The 20,948-nt window shown below is 58.2% G+C and carries 14 protein-coding genes; 5 read left to right on the top strand and 9 right to left on the bottom strand.

Translation table 11 applies throughout. The features are described from left to right. Positions 1-70 precede the first annotated feature (70 nt). The 7 genes from RHM69_RS04220 to RHM69_RS04190 all read right to left on the bottom strand — a co-directional run bounded on the left by RHM69_RS04220 (position 71) and on the right by RHM69_RS04190 (position 7,934). Entirely contained in the window at positions 71-1,054 is a 984-nt protein-coding gene (locus tag RHM69_RS04220; RefSeq protein ID WP_200645928.1) for a siderophore ABC transporter substrate-binding protein, read from the bottom strand. Next, positions 1,051-1,833 carry an ABC transporter ATP-binding protein gene (locus RHM69_RS04215; protein ID WP_019817091.1) on the bottom strand — a complete coding sequence of 261 codons (783 nt, stop codon included), beginning with the start codon at positions 1,831-1,833 and terminating at the stop codon, positions 1,051-1,053. Before RHM69_RS04215 ends, RHM69_RS04220 begins: the two co-directional genes overlap by 4 nt. Continuing rightward, positions 1,830-2,780, bottom strand: coding sequence for an iron chelate uptake ABC transporter family permease subunit (locus RHM69_RS04210; RefSeq protein ID WP_014718543.1), 951 nt, complete (start codon positions 2,778-2,780; stop codon positions 1,830-1,832). Before RHM69_RS04210 ends, RHM69_RS04215 begins: the two co-directional genes overlap by 4 nt. Continuing rightward, positions 2,777-3,721 (bottom strand): ABC transporter permease, encoded by a 945-nt coding sequence (locus RHM69_RS04205; RefSeq protein ID WP_014718544.1) that lies wholly within the window; start codon positions 3,719-3,721, stop codon positions 2,777-2,779. The genes RHM69_RS04210 and RHM69_RS04205 overlap by 4 nt, the downstream gene beginning before the upstream one ends. Then, positions 3,718-5,487, bottom strand: a complete 1,770-nt coding sequence (locus RHM69_RS04200; RefSeq protein ID WP_032903020.1) for an ABC transporter ATP-binding protein — start codon at positions 5,485-5,487, stop codon at positions 3,718-3,720. Before RHM69_RS04200 ends, RHM69_RS04205 begins: the two co-directional genes overlap by 4 nt. After that, the gene (locus RHM69_RS04195; protein WP_200601027.1) at positions 5,481-7,274 is read right to left on the bottom strand and encodes an ABC transporter ATP-binding protein; all 1,794 of its coding nucleotides are present in this window, start codon (positions 7,272-7,274) and stop codon (positions 5,481-5,483) included. The genes RHM69_RS04200 and RHM69_RS04195 overlap by 7 nt, the downstream gene beginning before the upstream one ends. 108 nt (positions 7,275-7,382) lie before the next feature. After that, positions 7,383-7,934, bottom strand: coding sequence for a sigma-70 family RNA polymerase sigma factor (locus RHM69_RS04190; protein ID WP_014718547.1), 552 nt, complete (start codon positions 7,932-7,934; stop codon positions 7,383-7,385). A gap of 230 nt (positions 7,935-8,164) precedes the next feature. Between RHM69_RS04190 and RHM69_RS04185 the strand changes: the two genes are divergently transcribed. Continuing rightward, the gene (locus RHM69_RS04185; RefSeq protein WP_200601025.1) at positions 8,165-10,330 is read left to right on the top strand and encodes a condensation domain-containing protein; all 2,166 of its coding nucleotides are present in this window, start codon (positions 8,165-8,167) and stop codon (positions 10,328-10,330) included. A 47-nt stretch (positions 10,331-10,377) separates the two neighbouring features. Here RHM69_RS04185 and basC read toward each other — a convergent pair whose 3' ends face one another. Next, entirely contained in the window at positions 10,378-11,697 is a 1,320-nt protein-coding gene (gene basC, locus RHM69_RS04180; RefSeq protein WP_014718549.1) for a putative histamine N-monooxygenase, read from the bottom strand. Between the two features lie 92 nt (positions 11,698-11,789). Continuing rightward, entirely contained in the window at positions 11,790-16,151 is a 4,362-nt protein-coding gene (locus RHM69_RS04175) for an amino acid adenylation domain-containing protein (protein ID WP_200601023.1), read from the bottom strand. A gap of 140 nt (positions 16,152-16,291) precedes the next feature. On the opposite strand from RHM69_RS04175, the gene RHM69_RS04170 reads away from it, so the two are divergent. Genes RHM69_RS04170 through RHM69_RS04155 form a run of 4 tightly spaced genes read left to right on the top strand, consistent with a single transcriptional unit; the run spans position 16,292 to position 20,903 of the window. Beyond that, a complete protein-coding gene (locus RHM69_RS04170) occupies positions 16,292-17,437 on the top strand; it encodes an isochorismate synthase (RefSeq protein ID WP_106111176.1) in 1,146 nt (381 codons plus the stop codon). 26 nt (positions 17,438-17,463) lie between these two features. Next, on the top strand, positions 17,464-19,299 hold the full coding sequence (locus RHM69_RS04165; RefSeq protein WP_019817101.1) for a (2,3-dihydroxybenzoyl)adenylate synthase: 1,836 nt from the start codon (positions 17,464-17,466) through the stop codon (positions 19,297-19,299). Positions 19,300-19,338: 39 nt separating this feature from the next. After that, positions 19,339-20,553, top strand: a complete 1,215-nt coding sequence (locus RHM69_RS04160; protein ID WP_014718553.1) for a histidine decarboxylase — start codon at positions 19,339-19,341, stop codon at positions 20,551-20,553. 14 nt (positions 20,554-20,567) lie between these two features. Then, positions 20,568-20,903 carry an isochorismate lyase gene (locus RHM69_RS04155; RefSeq protein ID WP_014718554.1) on the top strand — a complete coding sequence of 112 codons (336 nt, stop codon included), beginning with the start codon at positions 20,568-20,570 and terminating at the stop codon, positions 20,901-20,903. Positions 20,904-20,948 lie beyond the last annotated feature (45 nt).

Below are 20,948 nucleotides of genomic sequence, written 5' to 3'. Positions count from 1 at the left end.
CATTTGTGTTTTTGAAAATAAAGGCGAGTGCCCGCTCGGCACCCGCCCTTGCGCCCCCAAGCACAGCGGGTCAGCCCTTGTAGCCTTGAACCACCTCGTCGGCCATGCGACCCAGGCACGTTGCACTGACGGTACACAGGTACCAGGTCTGGGCGTCGACAAAGATCACACGTCCGTTGGTCCAGGCCTTGGTTTTGCGCAGCAGCGGGTTATCCAGGCTCTTCATGTCCAGCGCCGGCCGCCGTTCCATCACTGCGGTACGGTCGATCACGTAGAGAATGTCGGGATCGGCCTGCTGGATGAATTCATTGGAGATGGGCTGGCCATGTAAGCCAGCCTCGATGTCGGTGCTGGCGGGTTTTACGCCCAGGGTGTCGAAGATGAAACCGTAGCGCGACTTCACGCCATAGGAGGTGAATGCGCCGTTGTTATGCAAAACGATCAGCGCTTTCTCCGGGCGCCCATCGGTGACGCGCCGAGTCTGTTCAACCTTGGCGTCCATTTGCGCAACCTTCTGACGAGCCAACGCTTCTTTGCCTAGAATGCGCCCCAGGTTCATGAGGTGATCCTTGGCGGTGGCGAAGAGATTGCCGTGTTGGTTGGTCAGGTCCACATCGTCATAGAGCGTCGGTGCGATCTGGCTCAGTTCTGGGTAACTTTGCGCCTGGAGCGGCGAGATCAGGATCAGGTCGGGCTTGAGGGCATGCAACCGCTCAAGGTTGGGTTGGATGGTGGACCCCACGTCCATGATGTTCGGATTGTCACGGTACTTGATAAGGAAACTCGCGACATAGTCCTTGGCGATACCCACCACCGGCGCGTCCAGCTGGTCGAGTGTATCGAGTTCACTCATATCGAACGCCACCACACGTTGGGGGAGCTGGGTGATCATCGTGCTACCCAGTGGATGCTCGATCTTGATCGGCTCGTAGTGCGTATGCGCAGCGACTGGCGCGGACGCCTGTGCCGAGGGTTTGTCACAGCCCTGCAGGCCGGCCGCCACCGCGACCGCCAGCAGTGCCCCACGGATTGTTTTTGCCTTACCAATACTCATATCTGCTCCCTTGATAATGATGGGTTGAAGTAGTTGCAGACGAACCCCTGCTCGCTCTGCAGAATCTCGAAATCCAAATCAAAGAGATCGCGCAGGTGCGCCTCGGTGACAACCTCCGCTACCGGGCCACGCAAGTGCACCGCGCCGTTTTTCATGGCCACGATATGATCGGAGTAGTTGGCCGCGAAGTTGATGTCATGCACCACCAGAATCACGGTGCGACCTTGTTCGTCACATAAGCGGCGCAGCGCACGCATGATTTGTACGGCATGCTTCATGTCCAGGTTATTGAGCGGCTCGTCCAACAGTAGGTAATCGGTTTGCTGGGCAATGGTCATTGCCAGGAACGCCATTTGCCGCTGCCCGCCGCTCAGCTCGTCGATGTAAGAAAGGCGTAATGGTTGCAACGACAGAAACTCGATGGCTTCGTCAATGACCTGGCGATCCTGGACGGTGAGCGCCCCTCGGCTATAAGGGAAACGCCCGAAAGCCACCAATTCTTCAACGGTCAGCCGCAGGTTGAAATCGGGTGTCTGGCGTAAGGTGGCGACACGCCTGGCATATTCGCGGATGGGCACATCCGCAATGCTACGCCCGCCAATCAGCAGTTCGCCGCGGGTCGGCGCCAGCAGACGTGCGATCAACATCAGCAAGGTAGTCTTGCCTGCCCCGTTGGGTCCAATCAGCGAAGTCACCTGCCCTGGCGGGAACTGAACGCTGACGTCACTCAGGACGTGCTTGGTGCCGTAGGTCTTATAGACGTGACGAAGGGAAATCATGAAGCGCCTCGGGTTCGAATCATCAGCGCGAGGAAATACCCGCCGCACACCAGGTTGATGAGAATGCTGACGGAGGTGTTGTAGTTGAACATCTGCTCGACCACGTACTGGGCGACGATGAAAATGCCAATGGCAATGGCGCAACTCATGGGCAATGTAATCCGGTGCCGGGCGGTGCGGGCAAGCGCATAGGTGATGTTTGCCACAAACACGCCCATGAAAGCCGTCGGCCCGACAAGACTGGTTGAGACAGCCACCAGAATCGCGATCAGCGCAAGTTGCAGGCGCACGCTGCGTTGAAAATCGACACCCAGGGAAATCGCCTGGTCACGCCCCAGCGACAACACATCGAGCACCGGCAGGCTTCTTTGCGCGATAAAGCACGCCGCCGCCACCAGCAGCCCCGAATAGATCACTTGCGTGGGTTGCGCCTTGTTAAAGGAGGCGTAGTTGAAACCCTGGAAGATCGAGAACTCACCAGGGCTGATCTTCAGTTGGATAAACTGGGTAAAGGTGCCCATCACCATGCTCAGTACCAGCCCAAGCAGGAGCAGCAGGTACACGTTGTTGCGTCCGTCATGGAACAGCCAACGGTGAATGAGCCCTGAATAAGCGAGCATCAACAGGATCGACAACAATACGTTACCGTTACGCCCCAACAGCACCAGGCTCTGGGTACCCAGCACCAGGATCAGCAAGGCCTGGAACAACAGGTAGATTGCCTCATACCCCATGATCGCCGGCGTCAGTATTCGGTTGCCGGCAAGGGTCTGGAAAATCACCGAAGAATAAGCAACGCATACTCCGGCAATAACCATCGCGGCCAAACGGGTCATTCGCTTGGGAATGACGTACTCGAAGTCAAAGCCTGAGCCCAAGAACAGGAACGCTATCGCCAGGACCAGCACCAGTGCCCATAGACCATAGCGGGTAGCCACACGCCTCATGCGTATTTCCTGATCAGCAACACCAGGAACAACACACCGCCTACGCTTCCCGCGGTGAGACCGATGGGCACTTCGAAGGGATAGATCAACAAGCGGCCGAGAATGTCGCACGCCAGCAACAGCGACGCGCCGCACAACGCGACGATGGGCAATGTTCGCTCCAGGTTCTCGCCGTAGTGCAACGCCACCAGGTTGGGAATAACCAGCCCGACAAAGGGAATGGCCCCTACGGTAATGACCGTGGCGGAAACGGTGACCGCCACCAGCATCAGCCCCAACGCCGCATTTGCCGTGTAGTTCAGGCCCAAGCTGCCGGCCATGCCCTCGCCCATGCCGAGTACAGTAAAGCGGTGCGCGAACAGATAGGTGAGCACGACTATCGGCAAGATCAGGTAGATGATCTCGTAATTGCCCTGGACGATCTTCGAGAAGTCTCCGAGCATCCAGCCCTGCATGCTCTGCAAGATATTGTGACGATAGGCGTAGAACTCGGCGATAGCGCTCAATACGCTGCCGTACATCAGGCCGATGACCGGAACCATCACGGTGTTCTTGAACTTGATGCGGCGGATGATCGCGACATAAAGCAGGCTCGCCGCAAAGCAAAACGCCAAGGCAAACAGCATACGGCCGGCCGCACCGGCAGCGGGGGCCACCGTCAATGAAATCAGAATGCCCAGCTTTGCTGCATCCAGCCCGCCGGAAGTTGCCGGTTCGACGAAGCGGTTGCGCACGATCTGCTGCAGAATCACGCCGCACACGGCCAGCCCCACCCCCGTGAGAATCAGGGCGGCCAGGCGAGGAAGGCGGCTGGCAGTCAGTGTCAGCCAAGCGTCATCGGATAACGTGAACAGTGCCGTCCAGGAAACCTCTTTGACCCCCACCATCAACGAAAGGCAACAAAGCACGGCAAACACGCAGAGTAAGATTGCACGGCTCAAGAACCGCCCTCACCGTCTGATTCTCCAGCAATCCGCCAGCCTTTCGCGGCTTGGCGTTGGGCGAGAAAGTGCGCGTAGAGCCCTGGCTTGGCATTCAACTGCGCATGGGAGCCCTGCTCGCTGATCTGGCCGTGATCGAGCACTAGAATCTGGTCGGCCATGACCACTGTCGACAGCTGGTGCGCGATGACAATCAGCGTGCGCGTGCCGCGTAAACGCGCCAACGCTTGCGCGATCGCCGCTTGGTTCTCGGCGTCGAGAGCGGCGGTGGCCTCATCGACCAACAAAATCGGCGCCTCTTTGATCAGCGCACGGGCGATGGAGATTCGCTGTCGCTCTCCCCCGGACAGGCGTGCACCGCCCTCGCCTACTGGCGTGTCCAGGCCTTGGGGCAAGCGTTCGATGATCTCCAGGACGCCAGCCTGTGTTGCTGCTTGCATCACTTGGGCATCAGTGGCATCGGGTTTACCGATGCGAATGTTGTCGGCGATGCTGCCCTGGAACAGGTAAGCATCCTGAAAGATCTGGCTGATCTGACCGGCCAGCTGCCCACTGGACATCTGCCGAACATCTACACCTCCCACCATCACGCGGCCTTGCGTCACATCGAAAAAGCGCGCAATCAGCCGCACCAGGGTGGTCTTGCCCGAGCCAGAAGCACCGACCAGCGCCGTCATGCTGCCGGGCTCGATACGCAGGCTGACATCGCGCAACACATCGGCCTGATCCTCGGCATAGCAAAAGCTCACGTTTTCCAATACGACCGATCCATCGACCGGCGCTTGCGGGGCCTGCGGCTCCGGCAAAGGGTCGACCTCGAAGATTTCGCGCACGGCATCAAGCTGACCGCGCGCGCCACGTAGCACTTCGCTATAACCTGCGACCTCCAGAAGCGGGTCGATAAAGCGGCTGACCAACAGCAACGACACGATCACAGCGATGACCGAAGACGGTGCCAGGCTTGCGCTCAACTGATCACCCAGCCATAGCGTGGCAGCCACCAGCAAGACGGCGAAGCCGGCCTGCACCGCCCAGGCATTGAACACCACCGACATCGCCGAGACGTGGATCAGCCGCTTTGCAGACTGCTGCTGGCGCCCGATGGCCTGCTCGAGAAACTGGGTGCCGCCGTCCTCGCCATTAAAGGCGCGGAGCACCGATTGTGCCTGGGCAAACTCGACCATGCGCTGGCTGGTCTGCGCGGCGCTGTGCTGAAAGCGTTGGTCGGCGCGCTGCCCCAGATGAGCGGTCAGCGCAAAGATACCCAACAAGAGGGGTAAAGCCAGTAGCGCGATCAATCCTATTTGCCAATGTAAGTTGAACAACGCGGCAACGATTACAACCGGTGTGACCACCCCTGTGATCAACGGCGTGAAAACGTGGGCCGGAAGCTGAGCCAATTCCATCATGCCCTGGGAGGCCAAATGGCTCAGTCGTGCGGTATTTTGTGCGCTGAACCAACCGACCGGCAAACGCGCCACATGGTCGCCGAGCCGATGACGACCACGCTGCAGAACAGCGATACCGACGCGGATACCCGCCTTCTCCACCGTCCGTCGCAAGGCCCAGCAAACCAGCACCCCGATCACGAGCGCAGTCAGCCATTGCCCTGCTGAGCGCACATCACCGTTCAGCAGACGAGTGAGCACCGGTACCAGAGTGACAATCGTCAGCCCGCAGAGCAGGCCGTAGACGAGCGTCATCCAAAGGTAGCGGCGCAATACGCGGGCATCTTCGCCCAGCAGTTGATTAAAGGTTTTCAGCATGACGATACCGCCTGTTCCTTGGCCTGTTCGTAGCCGCCCAGCGCCCACATTCGAGCGTAGCGGCCGTTGCGGGCGAGCAGTTCGTGGTGGCGTCCCTGCTCGCAGATCGTGCCGTTGTCGATCAGGATGATTTGGTCAGCATGCATCACCGTATCGAGGCGGTGCGCGATCACCATCAAGGTTCGGCCCCGGGCGAAGCGCGACAGTGCTTGTTGAAGCTTCACCTCGTTCTCGGCATCGGCCGCCGCCGTGGCTTCGTCGAGCACCAGCAGTGGTGGGTCCAACAATATGGCGCGGGCAATACTCACGCGCTGCAACTCGCCGCCGGAAAGCTGTACATCCTCCCCGATCACCGAGTCGTAACCTCGCGGCAAGGCGCAGATGCGCTCATGGATATTGGCAGTGCGGGCTGCGTCTTCGATTTCCTGCTGACTGGCCGAGGGGCGGCCCAGGGCGATGTTGTCGCGCAGGCTGGCATGGATAAGGCGTACCTCCTGCAACACAAAACCGATGCGCCGGTACAACTGCGCGCTCTCGATCCGCCTGAGGTCGACGCCGCCCAAGGTGATTCGCCCTTCACTCGGGTCGAAGAAGCGCAGCAACAGACGGGCCAGGGTCGACTTGCCGGAGCCCGAAGCACCGACAATCGCGGTCACCGTGCCCGGCTTGAGGGTGAAGTTGACGTTCTTGAGCACCGGGGTCTGGCCGTCGTAGCTGTAGCCGAGCTGCTCGACACGTATTTCGGCATTTTCCGGCAACGCTGGCGCGGCAGCTGCCAAGGTTTCCAGCACGGGCGTTTGCAACAGCGTATGAACGCGCTGCGCTGCGCCCGTAGCATTGTTCAAGTCATGAGTAACGTAGCTCAGCAGCAACAGCGGCGCACAGATTCCCGGCGCCACCAAGGCAAAGGGCAACACGTCTACCGGTGTGATCCAGCCCAGGCTCACCCAAAGCGTGCCAAACGTCAGCACTACGCCGAGCACCGCCACCGGGGCAATCATCGCGTGAGCGTTGGCCATCGCGCTGACCAGCGGGCGGGTGAAGTCGGTAAAGGCCTCAGCGAAGCCATCAACCGCCTTGCGGTAGCTGCCATGGGCCTTGCCCTCGACCCCGAAAGCCTTGACTACAGGAATGCCATTGACGAACTCAACCACTGCATTATTGATGCGTGCCATTCCGGCGCCAAATGACTGCATGTTCGCCCCACTGGCCTTGGTGGCCCTGGAGAAAAACAGGAAGAACAGCGGGAACGGCAACAGCGAAACAATCGCCATGCGCCAGTCCATGACGAATAGGTAGAGAACCGAAACAAGAATTGCGCCGATGGTACGACCCAAGGTGGTAAAGAAGTGCGCGGTCAGGCTGTGCAACGTGCCAATGTCGTCTTGCATCGCTTGCTTGACCTCGCCGGAAGCCCGACTGGTAAACCATCCCAATGGCACCTTGGCCAGACGGCGGGTAATCGCCCGACGCAAATGGCCGGTGATGCGGTTGTCGGCCAGGTGCGCAGCCATTTCGCCCAGCGAAATCAAGGTCATCCCGAGAAACAGGCAGGCCAGACTGATGATGACAACCCGCCAGACTTGATCCTGCATCTGGCTCCAGGCTGTCGCCACCTCATCTTGGGCCATTGCAAGCTGTGCGATATGGGCGATACCGGCCAGGGGTACCAGCGTCAGCATGGTACCGATGGCGGCCAATACCGCCGCGACTATCAGTTGCCCACGTATGGGTCTGAGTATCTGAGATACCGTGCCGGCAACGCCGGGTTCATCTGTAGCACTCATGAGTTCTCCTGAATAACCACTGCAGGTAGCCTGAAGGCCACCTGGCTTCCTTTAGGTTTGAGTGGTATGCGCTGCGTACTTTGTATTCCGAACGGCAACGCAAAATCCTCAATCGAGACGTTCATTAATCGATGAGGCGGTGCCAGGCACCAGCCCGGGCACGAATGGGTAGCAGGCTCGCAGGCCAGACGCGATGTACTTCTCGACGGAAGACACCGACACTTTCAACTCGCAGGCAATGTCGCGGTGGCCCATACCATGCAACTTGCACAGCAGCAGCGCTTGGCGGGTTTTGGCTGGCTTGCGGCGCAATGCGTCATCGATCTGAGCCAGCGCTTCACTCACGAGGGCACGTCGCTCCTCTGACGGGACCAACAGTTCGGCCTGCAACTTGAGCGCCTCCAGATGGCGGGCCTCAAGATGACGTCGGCGATAAAGATCGATCACCATGCCTTTGGCGATTTGGGTCAGGTGGGCGCGAGAATCCTCGGTGGAAGGAACCCGGCCTTTCTTGATGAGATTGAGATAGACATCGTGAGCGAGATCAGCGGCATCGACCGAGCTGCCCAACTTGCGGCGCAACAGGCTGCATAGCCAACCGTGATGGTCGACATAGAGCTTTTCAAATTGCTGCGTGGACGCGAACGCTCCGTTGTTCACAACACCTCTCCTGAGACGGTCAATTCGCGATCAGCTTTTGACTAATGCGAATAGGTATGATTATTATTTAACATCATACGGCGTTCATTGACCCCCTGCAAATGTGAGTTGCTTGCACCTTCTCTTGCGCCTGGATTTCTGAGCGTTGCAGCAGACCGAGGATCGGCCTGTCGGCACTGCGGTGCCCTCTCTACTTCTTACTGTTCAGTTTGATAAGGCGGGAAATTTCCATGATGGAACTCAATCCAGACTCGTTACCGAAACTGTCTGTCACTGATAACGAAGAGCATTTCTGGCTCTTGCAGCAGCAATATCCCGAACGCGTGCTCAAGCACTTCAGCGCCTGGCGATTCGACGCCGACATTGACCTTTCACGACTTACGTCAGCGATCAGGAGCGTTATCGAAACACTCCCCGATCTGAATGCGCGCTACCTGTTCAACGACGATGGTGAAGTGCACAAAGTGCACGCCGCTGACTGGCAGTCCTGCTTTGAACTCATGCATCTACACTCGGACGTAGAGGCCACCGAGCATTTGCGCGCGCAGCAAATGGCACCCTGGGACGCGCAAAGCCAGCCGCCATTCAAGGCGTTGATTATCCAAACCGGGCAAGACACTATCCTTGGCTTCATACTCCATCAGGTCCTCGATCAGAGTTGCCAGGAAGACCATTTGTATCACCAGGTATTGAGCGCCTATATCGGCCATTCGGCCAGCAATACGCCTTGGTTGCACGGCTTGGCGAATGGTGAAGCGCTATCGTCACCCATCAGTGCGCCCACCGCCCAGCCTGCGGCCAACGACGACGTTGCGTCGATTATTCTTGATGAGTTTCGAGCGGCCCTGGTAGAGCCTGACATGCAACTCACTGATGATTTTTTTGATTTCGGCGGTCATTCGCTACTGGCCACACGCATCATTGGCAAGCTGCTGAGCGGCCATGGCATTGAAGTCCAGTTCAATGATTTTTTCAGCGCGCCGTCGGCCGCCGCCTTGGCTGCACACGCCCATATCATCGAGCAAAACGATGCAACTGCTGTTGCCATGGACCGCCAGCAAGACGTACAGAGGGCACCTTTCGCGCTGGCCCAAGCCTCCCTTGGGCGGGCTTACGCAGCCTTTGAGTTCGGGACAATTTTCAACCTGCCCTTTGCCCTGGACTTCCTCGACCAGGTGGATGAAGCACTGTTCGAGCAAGCTTTCCGTGACCTGCTAAAGCGTCACGCCAGCCTGCGTTCAACCTTCCACTTCGAGGGCTCTGAGGCGTACCAGCAGATCGTGCCGTTCGAGCAGCTGTCCGAATACAAGTGGTTCTGGCCAAGCCAGGAAAGCCGGGGTGCAACGCTCAAAAGCGAAGCCACCTATCAGTTCGACCTGACCCGCGAGCTACCCCTACGGGTTCGTTTCATTTACGACCCGCAACGCCAACGCCAAACCCTGTCATTGCTGATCCACCACATGGCCATTGATGAATGGTCACTCAACGTGATGATGGAGGAACTGGCTCAGGCCTACCTCGCCCGTGCAGCAGACAAAGCACCCACCTGGTCAGCGCCTGCACCGTCATTCCATGAGTTCGCCCTACGACAACAGGCCACTGGCATCAATCAACAACATCTCGACTACTGGACGAGCATGTTGCGCGGCGCAACCCAGGGCCTGGCACTGCCCTGCCCTGACTATCAGGCCAGCGTGCCGGCCAGCGAAGTGTCGACGAACGCGCAATGGTTCGAAATCAAACCCGACCAGGCGCTCACCGATAACCTGTATGCCTTCGCCAGACGGAATAACGCTTCGCTGTTCGGTGTGGTCTATACGGCGATTGCGTTATCCCTGCATAAGCTCGGTAATTTGAAAGACCTTGTGATCGGCACGTCCGCCTCCGGCCGCACCGACCCAGGGTTTTATGAAACGGTCGGTTACTTCACCACGATGGTGGCGCATCGGGTGCAGTTCGATCCCCAGCAGGCTGTTGGCGCACTGATTGAAAACACCACTCGCCTGATCAATGATTCCATGGCTTATGCCGATATTCCGATGGAGCAGATCCAACAGGCCCTCGGCATGACGCCCGCAGACGGCCTGCTGTTCGACGTGTACATTCAAATACACGCCAACAACGCCTTGAATGGCACCCTGAGCACACCGGACGCCGGGACGATCCGCTACCGGCAGATTGACCCGGACAAGAACCAATCGATGTTCGGTATTCAGTTCGAAATCATGGAGAACACGATCGACGGCAAACGCTCGCTGCGCCTGGTCATTACTTACCGTTCGGACCGCTACAGCGCAGCACAGATGGCGCGCCTGAGCACGACCATAGATCAGGTGTTCGCGCTGTTTACGACGCCCGACGCAGCCCGCACCGCCCTTAACCATATCCACCTATAACCTGATCAGGGTCTTGGTAATGCTACCAAGACCCTCAACCCTCGGCTCTACGCTTCATGCATCCCGTAGCGCTGGAACGATGACCGTTTGGGCAAGCGGTAGTAAGGCTGGCCAAGCAACTGGTTGATAATCGTTGCATTGCGAATCGCCGCAATCCCCAAGTCCGGCGAACCAACACCATGCTGGAAGATCTCCGCATTCTGCACGAAGACACGGCCCGTGCCTGCATCGCAGCGGCGTGCGGTGAAATCGTCCTGGACGATACAGTCACCATACTCATCGGTTTCAAGCACCACGCCCTTGAGCCTTTCAAACCACTGCGGCCATGTATGCCCGTAGCCTGTCGCCGCCACAATGGCATCAGCTTCAAGAGTGCCGGTCTGGTTCAATTCACGGTGCCGGTAAGCGATTTTCAGCATGCCATCAATCTCTTCCACGGCCTGCACCTCGCAATTGGATAGCAACGTCAGGCCCGGATCACTGCCGCCAATCGAGCGTTCATAGATCAGGTCGTAGATATCAGCGATGGTCGAGAAGCTAATGCCTTTGTACAGCAGCCCTTGCCCTGCAACGATGGCACGGCGTCGCTCCCTCGGAATGCTGTGGAAGTACTCCATGTAGGACGGCGTAAAACACTCCTGCCCCAGTTTCGAATACTCCATGGGATGAAAACCCGCTGAGCGTGTGATCCAGCGAATCGACGCCCCTGCTGCAATCCGCTCGGGTGTCAACTCGCTGAACAAGGCCAACACACATTCGGCCGCACTTTGGCCGGAGCCAATGACCGTGACCCGCTGGCATTTCGACAACTGTTGCTGACGCTTGCCGAACTCCGCCGAGTGCATCACCGGCGCGGTGCTCTTGACCTGTGCCCACTGGGGCAATACAGGCGCCGTACCGACACCAATCGCCAGGTCCCGACTGTGATAATAGCGCTTGAAGCCTGACACTGATTGGCTCTCTACCAGAAACTGGCCAGCGTTGGCGTCATACGTCACATCACAGATCTCCTCGCCGAAATGGCAGGCTGGCAGCTGCTGCGACGCCCAGCGGCAGTAGTGATCGTATTCACGGCGAGGCACCTGAAAGTTTTCGTAATAGTAGAACGGGTACAGGCGATCGTGCTGATGCAGGTAGTTCAGATAACTGAGCTGATGGGTGGGATCCGCCATCGTCACCAGGTCGGCCAGAAACGGAACCTGAAGCGTTGTGCCTGGTAACAAAAGCCCTTCATGCCAGCGAAATTCCGCTTTCCGGTCAAGGAAAACACCGGTCACGCCAGGATGCTTGGACAGTAACGCGGCCAAACCCAGATTAAAGGGGCCAATGCCAACGCCGGTAATATCAACACTTTGTACATCCATCATCCAATCCATCTCCCTAGGCCCAACTGTTTGGTTATTGCAGTTGACGTGCGCGCAGGCGCGCCACCGCGCTTATATCAACATCCGTTACACGCTCAGGAACCCTCAGCCATGAGCAGGCGTTCAACGTCTTGTGCATTGCGACAGCGCAGGAGCTGCCCTGGCGAAAGGCGCACCGAGAAATCCTCTTGGACCCGCGCCGAAATCGCCTTCAAATGCTGGGGCCGTAGCCCAAGGCTAATAAAGTCCACGCTGGCATTCGCCCCATCCGCCAGCGGTCGCCCCAGTACGCTCAAGTAGATATCCAATACCTTGTTGCGTGGCGTCGAGCGCCTCATCGCAGCGGGCTCACTTGCGTCATTTACCGAAGCCGTAAGCAGGCTGCGGGCCCGTTGACGATCAGGCTTGCCGTTCTGCGACAGCGGCAACGCGTCCACCCTGAGCAAACGCGTGGGCACATGGGAGTGCGGCAGGTGCTGACGGGCGAAGTTGCGGAGTTCGGTGGTGGTCGGCTCTTCGCCGCCCTGCTGACAGACATACAAAGCGCCAATGCAGACCTCGCCTTGGCGCTGCTCGCCGTAATCCACGACCAACACGTGCCTGAGCGACGGATGATTGATCAGCGCTATCTCGATATCCGGAAGCGATACCCGCACACCGCGAACTTTCACGTAGCCATTTACCCGACTGTCGAAGATCAAGGTACCGTCGCGGCGGTAACGCCCGCAGTCACCGGTCCGGAACGCCCGAACGGCTTGGCCATGTTCATCAGTGACGGTCACGAACTCGCTTTGAGCCAACTCGCCGTTTTCGAGGTACCCCAGCGCGAGATTGACGCCGGCGGTGTGAATTCGGCCAACTACGCCTGCCGGGCAATGCTCGCCTCGTGGGTCTAGGACGAAGTAGCTATTTCCGGGCAAGGGCCTTCCATAAGGAATCAGCGCACGGTCATCGTCCGTAATTTCATGCCAGATACTCCAGATGGTGGTCTCCGTCGGCCCCCCCAGGGAAATCAACCGAGATGACGGCAGCAGTTCACGCAACTCGGCGATCACGGCCGGCTTGATGTAATCACCGCCCTGAGCAATCAAACGCAGGCTCTTCAAATCATGGCTGGTGCGGCATGAAAGGAGCATTTCCAAAATAGCGGGCACAGAGCACCACAACGTCACCTGATGTTGGGCGATCAACTGGTTCCAGCGTACGGCGTCCTTTTCCTCGCCACCCCCGGTAAGCACCAGTGTTGCCCCTGCCGTCAGGCATCCGAAAACGTCGAACACCGACATGTCATGGTGAAGTGGAGTCACGGACATGAACACATCGCGCTCGGTGACAGCCCAACGTTCAAGGGTGCTGCCGACGACATTGGCGGTGGCTCGGTTGTTCAGAACCACGCATTTGGGTTTACCAGTGGTGCCCGAGGTATAAAGGTAATAGGCCGGGGCGTCGCTTAACGACAGGTCATCCAGCACGGGCATCGCCTGGGTCTGCACAGCCAAGAGTTCCGCCGGTGTAGCCGTGACTGAGCCGACAGACTCATGCTGGGCAATCACCACAAGATCGGGCTGACAGTTTTCCAGCAGGTAACGCAACCGCTCGGCCGGCGCTGAAACGTCGATGGGAACCCAGATTACGCCTGTCAGAGCACACGCCAACGTCACCATCGTATGTTCCGGGCTGCGAGGCAGGCAGATGGCGACGACTTGCCCACGTGATAATCCGCGCGCTTTCAATGCCCCGATGATGCAGCACACGCTGTGGCCGAGTTCGGCATAGCTGATTAGCCGATCACCACTGATAAGAGCAGTTTTGGTATTGCTCCGATCAAAGATGTTGGTCGCGATCCTGTCGAGAAACCCTTCGCGGCACGCTTCAGTGACCCGACTATTGAAACGGTAGTGGCCTTTTTCGATTATCGCCTTGGCATCAACGGCCAAAACCCCGCTTGTGGTGGCTTGGTCGACCGCTTTTTCGATTGCGTTCAAAACGGCGCTGACAAGCTCCGGCTCCAGCACTGCGCGTGCATAGTCGATATCGAACACCAATTCGCCGTCGGCATTGGCCGAGAAGCGAATATCCATCGCCACCTGTGGCGTCTGGGTCAGACCGCCGTGCAGGCTCATCGGGCTGCCCTGCGCCGAGACTGGCCAGGAAAACCCGTTGGTGATCACCACCGGAAGCACCGGGCCGGGACCATGGGACTCGAACAGCAAACGAGCAAGGTCCACCCCTGAAAAGCTCAGGTGCTGCAACCCTTCCAGCACATCTACTTGCAGCTTGGCAGCGCGTTCGGCAAAACCATCTGGCTCGGCGCTCCAATTGATCGCGATAAAGCTTGAGCGATTCGCAAAGGCACCGACCGTTTGCGGGGCAACAGGCACCGCAACACACAAACCACCCTCATCGAGCCAGTGCGAGAGCACTTCCAGCACCAGTGCCATTAGCGTGGTGTTTTTAAACAGCCGCTGCCGCGCGCCCAACTTGCAATAGGCGCCGAACGTAGGCTTGGGGATCAGCAGGCTCTGTCGCTCGTAGCGTGAAGCGCCCACCCGATCCAGCGCAGTGATCCACGGCAGCCGCGGTGCCCCGCTGACCGCAGCAAGCTTGGCTTTCCAATAAACGGAATCTGCCTTGCGCTTACTGTCCAAATCCTCTGGCTCGGATGCCGTCTGCGGGAACGACTCCTCGCCAGTTGTGCCGTCGAACAGCTCGACCATGAGGGTGGCGATTGAGCGCCCATCGAGAATCAAGGCGTCGAGGCGTACGAAGACGCTCAACTGGCCCTCCGGAAGCTTGAAGATCGTGACGTTCCAGGGCGAACGGTCCAGCTCGAACAACGCATGCGCATACGCCTCGCGGCGCGCCTCGACGTAGTTGAGCGCCTCTTCTGGCGATAAGGTCGTAAGGTCGACTTCGTCCAGGTTCAACTGCACCTCATCGCTGACGAACTGCACGAGTTTCTGCGCGTCGATGCGTACTCTCAGGCTTTCGTGGCGCTGGACCATCTCGACCAGCCGGCTCCGCAGCAGTGCCGGATCCATAGCGCCGCGGTACTCGCGAAACTCTTGCATGGCCACACCACCCAGCGGCATCTGCGCGCTGCGCCCAAGCAAATAAGCCTGCTGTAAAGCGGTCAGTGGTTTTGCGACAACCGCTGGCTGGGAGAGTGGCTGGTCCAGAACAGCGGAGCAAGCGGCCACCTCGCGCACCATCAGCACGAAACGGTCGAAAAACTCCGACACCCAGGCGGGTGGTAACGCATCCAGACGGATATCCCAATTGATCAAGATGCCGCCGTCGGCGCAGACAACCTGCGCGTCTAGCGCAACCTGAGGCCCTTGGGAAACCACCCAGTTCATGGGGCCCAACACTCGCCGCACCCGCTCAGAAAGAAGGTCTGCGCCAGACAGATCCAGCCCGGCGGTAAACACAACAGGGGCCAGTTGCGCAGCGCCATGATGACGCGACAGGTCGCGCATCAGGTTCACCCCGGGATAAGCGCAATGCTCGAGCAAATCCACCATATTGCCTGCCAGTTGCCTGCACAGCTCGGCCAGGCTCCGGGCCGCCTCCAGATCGATATCCAGAATCAGCATGTTGGCAAAATCGCCGACGATCCGCTCAACCTCGCCCACCAGCGCAGGTCGCCAGAACGTAGGGACATTGAGGCGAAATCGCTTGTCTCCCGTTTGGGCGCCGAGGGCCGCTGCAAACACCCCCATCATCAAGGTAGACAGCGTTATTCTGCGTTCGCGGGCGAGACGCTGTAACGCCTGGCGCTCTTCTGGACCCAGCCATGTGCTGAGTCGATCGCTGTGCGGCTGGTCAGGCGGGGTTTCAAGAAAAGGTAACGTCGGCGCCGGCGCGATATCAGGCAGACGCTCGCGCCACCAGCGACGGTCCCGGTCGCGGGCCGTTTTAAGTGCGCTATCGGTGCGCGCTTTGTCATACCAGTCGAAGAACGATGGCGTGTGTGGCAGAGCGGCCTCTGGATGTTCATAGAGCTCTGCCAGGTCTTCTATCAACGTGCGAAAACTGGATGGGTCAATGGCGATCATGTCCGTATCGACATGCAGCCGAAACGCATCATTGGCCAGCAGGCTCACACAAAACCGTGCTGCGGGCCCTTGACACAGATCAAGCTGCTGATGAGTCCATTCCTCACGCTTGCAGAGCAGGCGCTGCGCAACCTCCTCTTCACTCATCCAACGTAAATCCTCCACCTCCAATAGCGGTGACTGGTCCATCGCAGCAATGGATTGAAGCCCTTCTGCATTCAGCCTGACTCGCAGCATGGGGTGCACCCGACATACCTGCTCAAGTGCCTTGCGCAGCCGCTCCAGCTCAATGCAATGGCCATCGAATTCGGCATACAGATGAGCTGAAACTTTCCCTAAAAACGCATGAGCAGTCCGCCCGATCCAACAGGCGGCTTGCATTGAAGTTAACTCTCTCATGGCTCACTCATGTGATTGACAAATCGTAATGATTAGCATCACATATTAGAAACGATAATGATTCTATTTCAAGATTTCTTTTTATCCCTAGGCCACGGAGGCTTCCCCCAATGAGAACGGGCACCCTAAGAACGACCGAGATGGAAGAGGTGCAACTCGCAGAGGTACAACGTAGTTTTTCGTTCACATCCGGCGATCGCGAGTTAGCGGTCACCGGGATGCTGCAGAGAATTGAAACACCTGCCATTGGCGGCGATGACGCCAATAGCCTGTTCCAGCAGACAATTGCGCAAGCGCTTGATCGGGCGCGCGAAGCTGGCCAGAGCAACCCAATCATCGTTGGCGCCATCCCTTTCGACCCTGCTGAACCTTCCTGCCTCTACATTCCCGAACACGCGCAATGGCGGACCCGAGACATCCACGCGAAAACGGGTATGTCGACGCTGCCTGAGTTGATCGAACAGAAAAACATTCCGGACGAACAGGCCTTCAAACGGGCGGTGGAACACGCCGTCGTCAACTTCCGCCACAGCGACGTACGCAAGGCTGTGCTCTCGGTTCAACGCGAGCTGATATTTGCAAACGATGTGGATGTGAGTGCCCTGCAGCACAACCTGAAAACCCAGAACCCGAGCGGCTACCACTTCCGTGTGCCAATGCCTGATGGCACCACGCTGATCGGTGTCAGTCCCGAACTTCTGGTCCGCAAGGAAGGCCTGAGCTTTCTGTCCAACCCGCTGGCAGGGTCAGCCAAGCGCATGGCCGATCCAGAAGCCGACCGGCGCAATGCAGACTGGTTGCTGACATCGGAAAAAGATCACTACGAACACGGGTTCGTGACCCAGGACATCGTCAGCCAACTGGGGAAACTGTGCCCGCAGCTGAATGTGCCGCAACGCCCCTCCCTCATCAGCACGCCCGCGCTCTGGCACCTCTCGACCCGCATCGAAGGTACGCTGGCAGACCCGGCTGTATCGGCCTTGCAGCTTGCCTGCCGCTTGCACCCCACACCGGCTGTGTGCGGCTTCCCCACCGAGCGCGCCCGGCGCCTGATTCGCTTCGTCGAACCCTTCGAGCGCGGCCTGTTCACCGGCATGGTGGGTTGGTGCGATGCCCAGGGCAATGGCGAATGGGTCGTAACGATTCGTTGCGGCACGGTCAGGCGAAACAAGGTCCGCCTGTTCGCCGGCGCAGGCATCGTTGAAGCCTCAAGCCCCGACTCCGAATGGGCAGAAGTCCAGACCAAACTTGGCACCATGCTGCGCGCCTGCGGATTGGCCCACTAACTCGAATTTTTTCACACGTGAATACTATGACTATTGAATTTAACCACTGGCCTCTGGAAAGCGCACAGCGTTATCGGGACAAAGGCTATTGGCTCGACAAACCGCTCACCCACCTCCTTCAGGAACGCAGCCAGTCGCAACCCGACGCCCCCGCGATTATTTGCGGCGATCGCCACTTCAGCTATGCCGAGTTGGACCAATTGTCTTCCAACCTGGCCTCGCGACTGGCCGCCAGCGGGCTTGGCAACGGTGACACTGCACTGGTGCAGTTGCCCAATATCGCGGAGTTTTACATTGTCCTTTTTGCCCTGCTCAAGTCAGGAATCGCACCCCTCAACGCGCTCTACAGCCATCGCAAACTTGAACTCAAGAGTTACGCCAAACAAATCGCGCCAACGTTGTTGATTGCCTCCCGCGAACATGAAGTCTTCCGTGACGACAGCTATATCGCCGACTTCAAGGAGGTGGGTTCAAGTCCAGACATCATCTTGCTGTTGGGCGAGCAACGTCACGAAAACAACCTCGCCGACTGGATCAATACGCCGAGCGAGAGCAACGTGAACGTCTCCCCCTCGGGGCCCGGCGAGGTCGCATTGTTCCAACTGTCAGGCGGCAGCACGGGCACCCCCAAACTCATCCCCCGCACTCACAACGACTATTACTACAACGCCAGGGCAAGCGCGCAAGTATGCGAACTTACGCCACGCACGCGCTTTCTATGCGCGCTACCTGCCGCCCATAACTTCTTGCTCAGCTCCCCCGGCGCCCTCGGTGTTCTACATGCTGGCGGCTGCATCATCATGGCGCCCAGCCCGGAGCCCTTGACCTGTTTTTCGATCATCCAGCGCCAAGAAGTCAATACTGTGGCCTTGGTGCCAAGTGCAGTCGCCTTGTGGCTGCAGGCAGCGCCGGAGCATAAAGAACAACTGCAATCGCTTGAGTTCCTCCAGGTCGGTGGCGCCTGTTTTGCCGACTCGCTGGCACGCCAGGTGCCCGGCGTGCTCGGTTGTAAGCTGCAACAGGTATTCGGGATGGCCGAAGGCCTGATCAACTACACCCGGCTAAATGACTCCGACGAACAGATTTTTACTACCCAGGGCCGTCCGATCAGCCCCGACGATGAAATCAAAATCGTTGACGAACAAGGCCTCCCCGTCCCGGACGGAGAACCTGGCATGCTCGCCACACGTGGCCCTTACACTTTTTGCGGGTACTACCAAAGCCCCGAACAAAATGCCCAGGCGTTCGATAACGAGGGGTACTACTACTCCGGCGACCTCGTCCAACTCATGCCCAGCGGCGATTTGCGCGTGGTCGGCAGGGTCAAGGACCAGATCAACCGTGGCGGTGAAAAAGTCGCCTCGGAGGAAATCGAAAACCTCATCGTCCTCCATCCTGATGTGACTCACGCGGGCTTGGTGGCCATGCCCGATGACAGGCTGGGAGAAAAAAGCTGCGCGTTCGTCGTCTCACGCAACCCGAGCCTGAAGCCGCCCGCGCTCAGACGTCACCTGATGGAACTCGGCATCGCCGAATACAAACTGCCCGACCGCATCCGGTTAATCGAAACCATGCCGCTGACCCCCGTGGGCAAGATTGACAAGAAGCACCTGCGTCAGCTTCTGGCAGCGGAAACCACCCGCGCCTGGTTGCAGACTCGCGTGCGGCAACTCGTCGAGGACTGTGAAGACCTGGACCCCGAGGAAAACCTGATTTTCTATGGCCTCGACTCCTTGCAAGTGATGAGACTCGCTGCCGAACTCAAGGAGCGTGGCATTGCCGTCAGCTTCGAAGAACTGGCGGATTCGCCCACGCTCAGCAGCTGGTGGTCATTGGTAGACGCGAGGCAGATAGCCGCCTGACCGGGCGGCGTCACCCAGTCGTTTTAAAAGGAGTTAGACATGACTTTATCCCCTGCCGACCAAAGCAAGCTTGAAGGCTTCTGGCAGCACTGCGTGACACATCAGTATTTCAACATTGGGTATCCCGAATCAGCCGATTTTGATTACTCCCAGCTGCACCGTTTCTTGCAGTTTTCAATTAACAACTGCGGGGACTGGAACGAGTACAGCAACTACCTGTTGAACTCGTTCGACTTTGAAAAAGACGTCATGACGTATTTCGCCGAGCTGTTCAACATTGCCCTTGAAGACAGTTGGGGTTACGTCACCAATGGCGGGACGGAAGGCAATATGTTTGGCTGCTACCTGGGACGCGAACTGTTTCCGGACGGCACCCTGTACTACTCGAAAGACACCCACTACTCCGTGGCAAAGATCGTCAAATTATTGCGGATCAAATGCCGTGCGGTCGAATCGCTGCCCAATGGCGAAATCGACTACGACGACCTGATGGCAAAAATAACCGCCGACCAGGAGCGTCACCCCATCATCTTCGCCAACATCGGCACCACGATGCGTGGAGCCGTGGATAATATCGTGACCATCCAGCAACGCCTGCAACAGGCAGGCATTGCCCGCCACGACTACTACCTGCACGCTGATGCGGCCTTGAGCGGGATGATCCTGCCCTTCGTCGATCACCCACAACCCTTCTCGTTTGCCGACGGCATCGACTCGATCTGCGTCTCCGGCCACAAGATGATCGGCTCGCCCATTCCTTGCGGAATTGTCGTGGCCAAACGCAACAACGTCGCGCGCATTTCAGTGGAAGTGGACTATATCCGCGCCCATGACAAGACCATCAGCGGCTCGCGCAACGGCCACACACCCCTGATGATGTGGGCGGCACTGCGCAGCTACTCATGGGCTGAATGGCGCCATCGAATCAAACACAGCCTGGACACGGCACAGTACGCCGTCGACCGCTTCCAGGCCTCGGGCATTGATGCCTGGCGCAACGAAAACTCCATCACCGTCGTGTTCCCTTGCCCATCAGAAAGAATTGCGACGAAATACTGCCTGGCCACCTCCGGTAATTCGGCACACCTGATCACCACACCTCATCATCACGACTGCAGCATGATCGACGCCTTGATCGACGAAGTGGTTGCCGAAGCTCAACTGAATACCCTTCGATCCAAGCGAGCATTCACTGAACAAACGGTCGTCGAGCGATTGCCCGCGGCGTCATTCAACTTGCGTACCCATTATTGAAAGAGACCAGCCTCATGCTGCCGCTAAAACCGCCACAAGCCTGCGAGAACCTCAATGACATTCGAGCGGGCATCGACTTTTTTGACCGCCAGATCCTTGACTCGCTACAAAAACGCCTGCGTTACGTAAAGGCTGCGGCGCAGTTCAAAGCCAACGAACAGGACATTCCAGCACCTGAACGCGTCGCGGCCATGCTTGAGGAGCGGCGACTATGGGCGGTAGAAGCCGAACTTGATGTCGCTTTCGTCGAGAAGCTCTACGAGCAGATTATTCACTGGAATATTCAACAGCAAATCCTGCATTGGCGGGCCACCCGACAACCAACGTACTCGGCGCAGGCCAAGTCATGACGATGGCGGGTGGATGCCTGACGACTTGAGGTCTGCGATTCACGC

Source organism: Pseudomonas sp. CCI1.1, from assembly GCF_034348165.1.
GTDB classification, from domain to species: Bacteria; Pseudomonadota; Gammaproteobacteria; order Pseudomonadales; family Pseudomonadaceae; genus Aquipseudomonas; species Aquipseudomonas paracarnis.
This window is presented reverse-complemented; position numbering and strand designations above follow the sequence as displayed.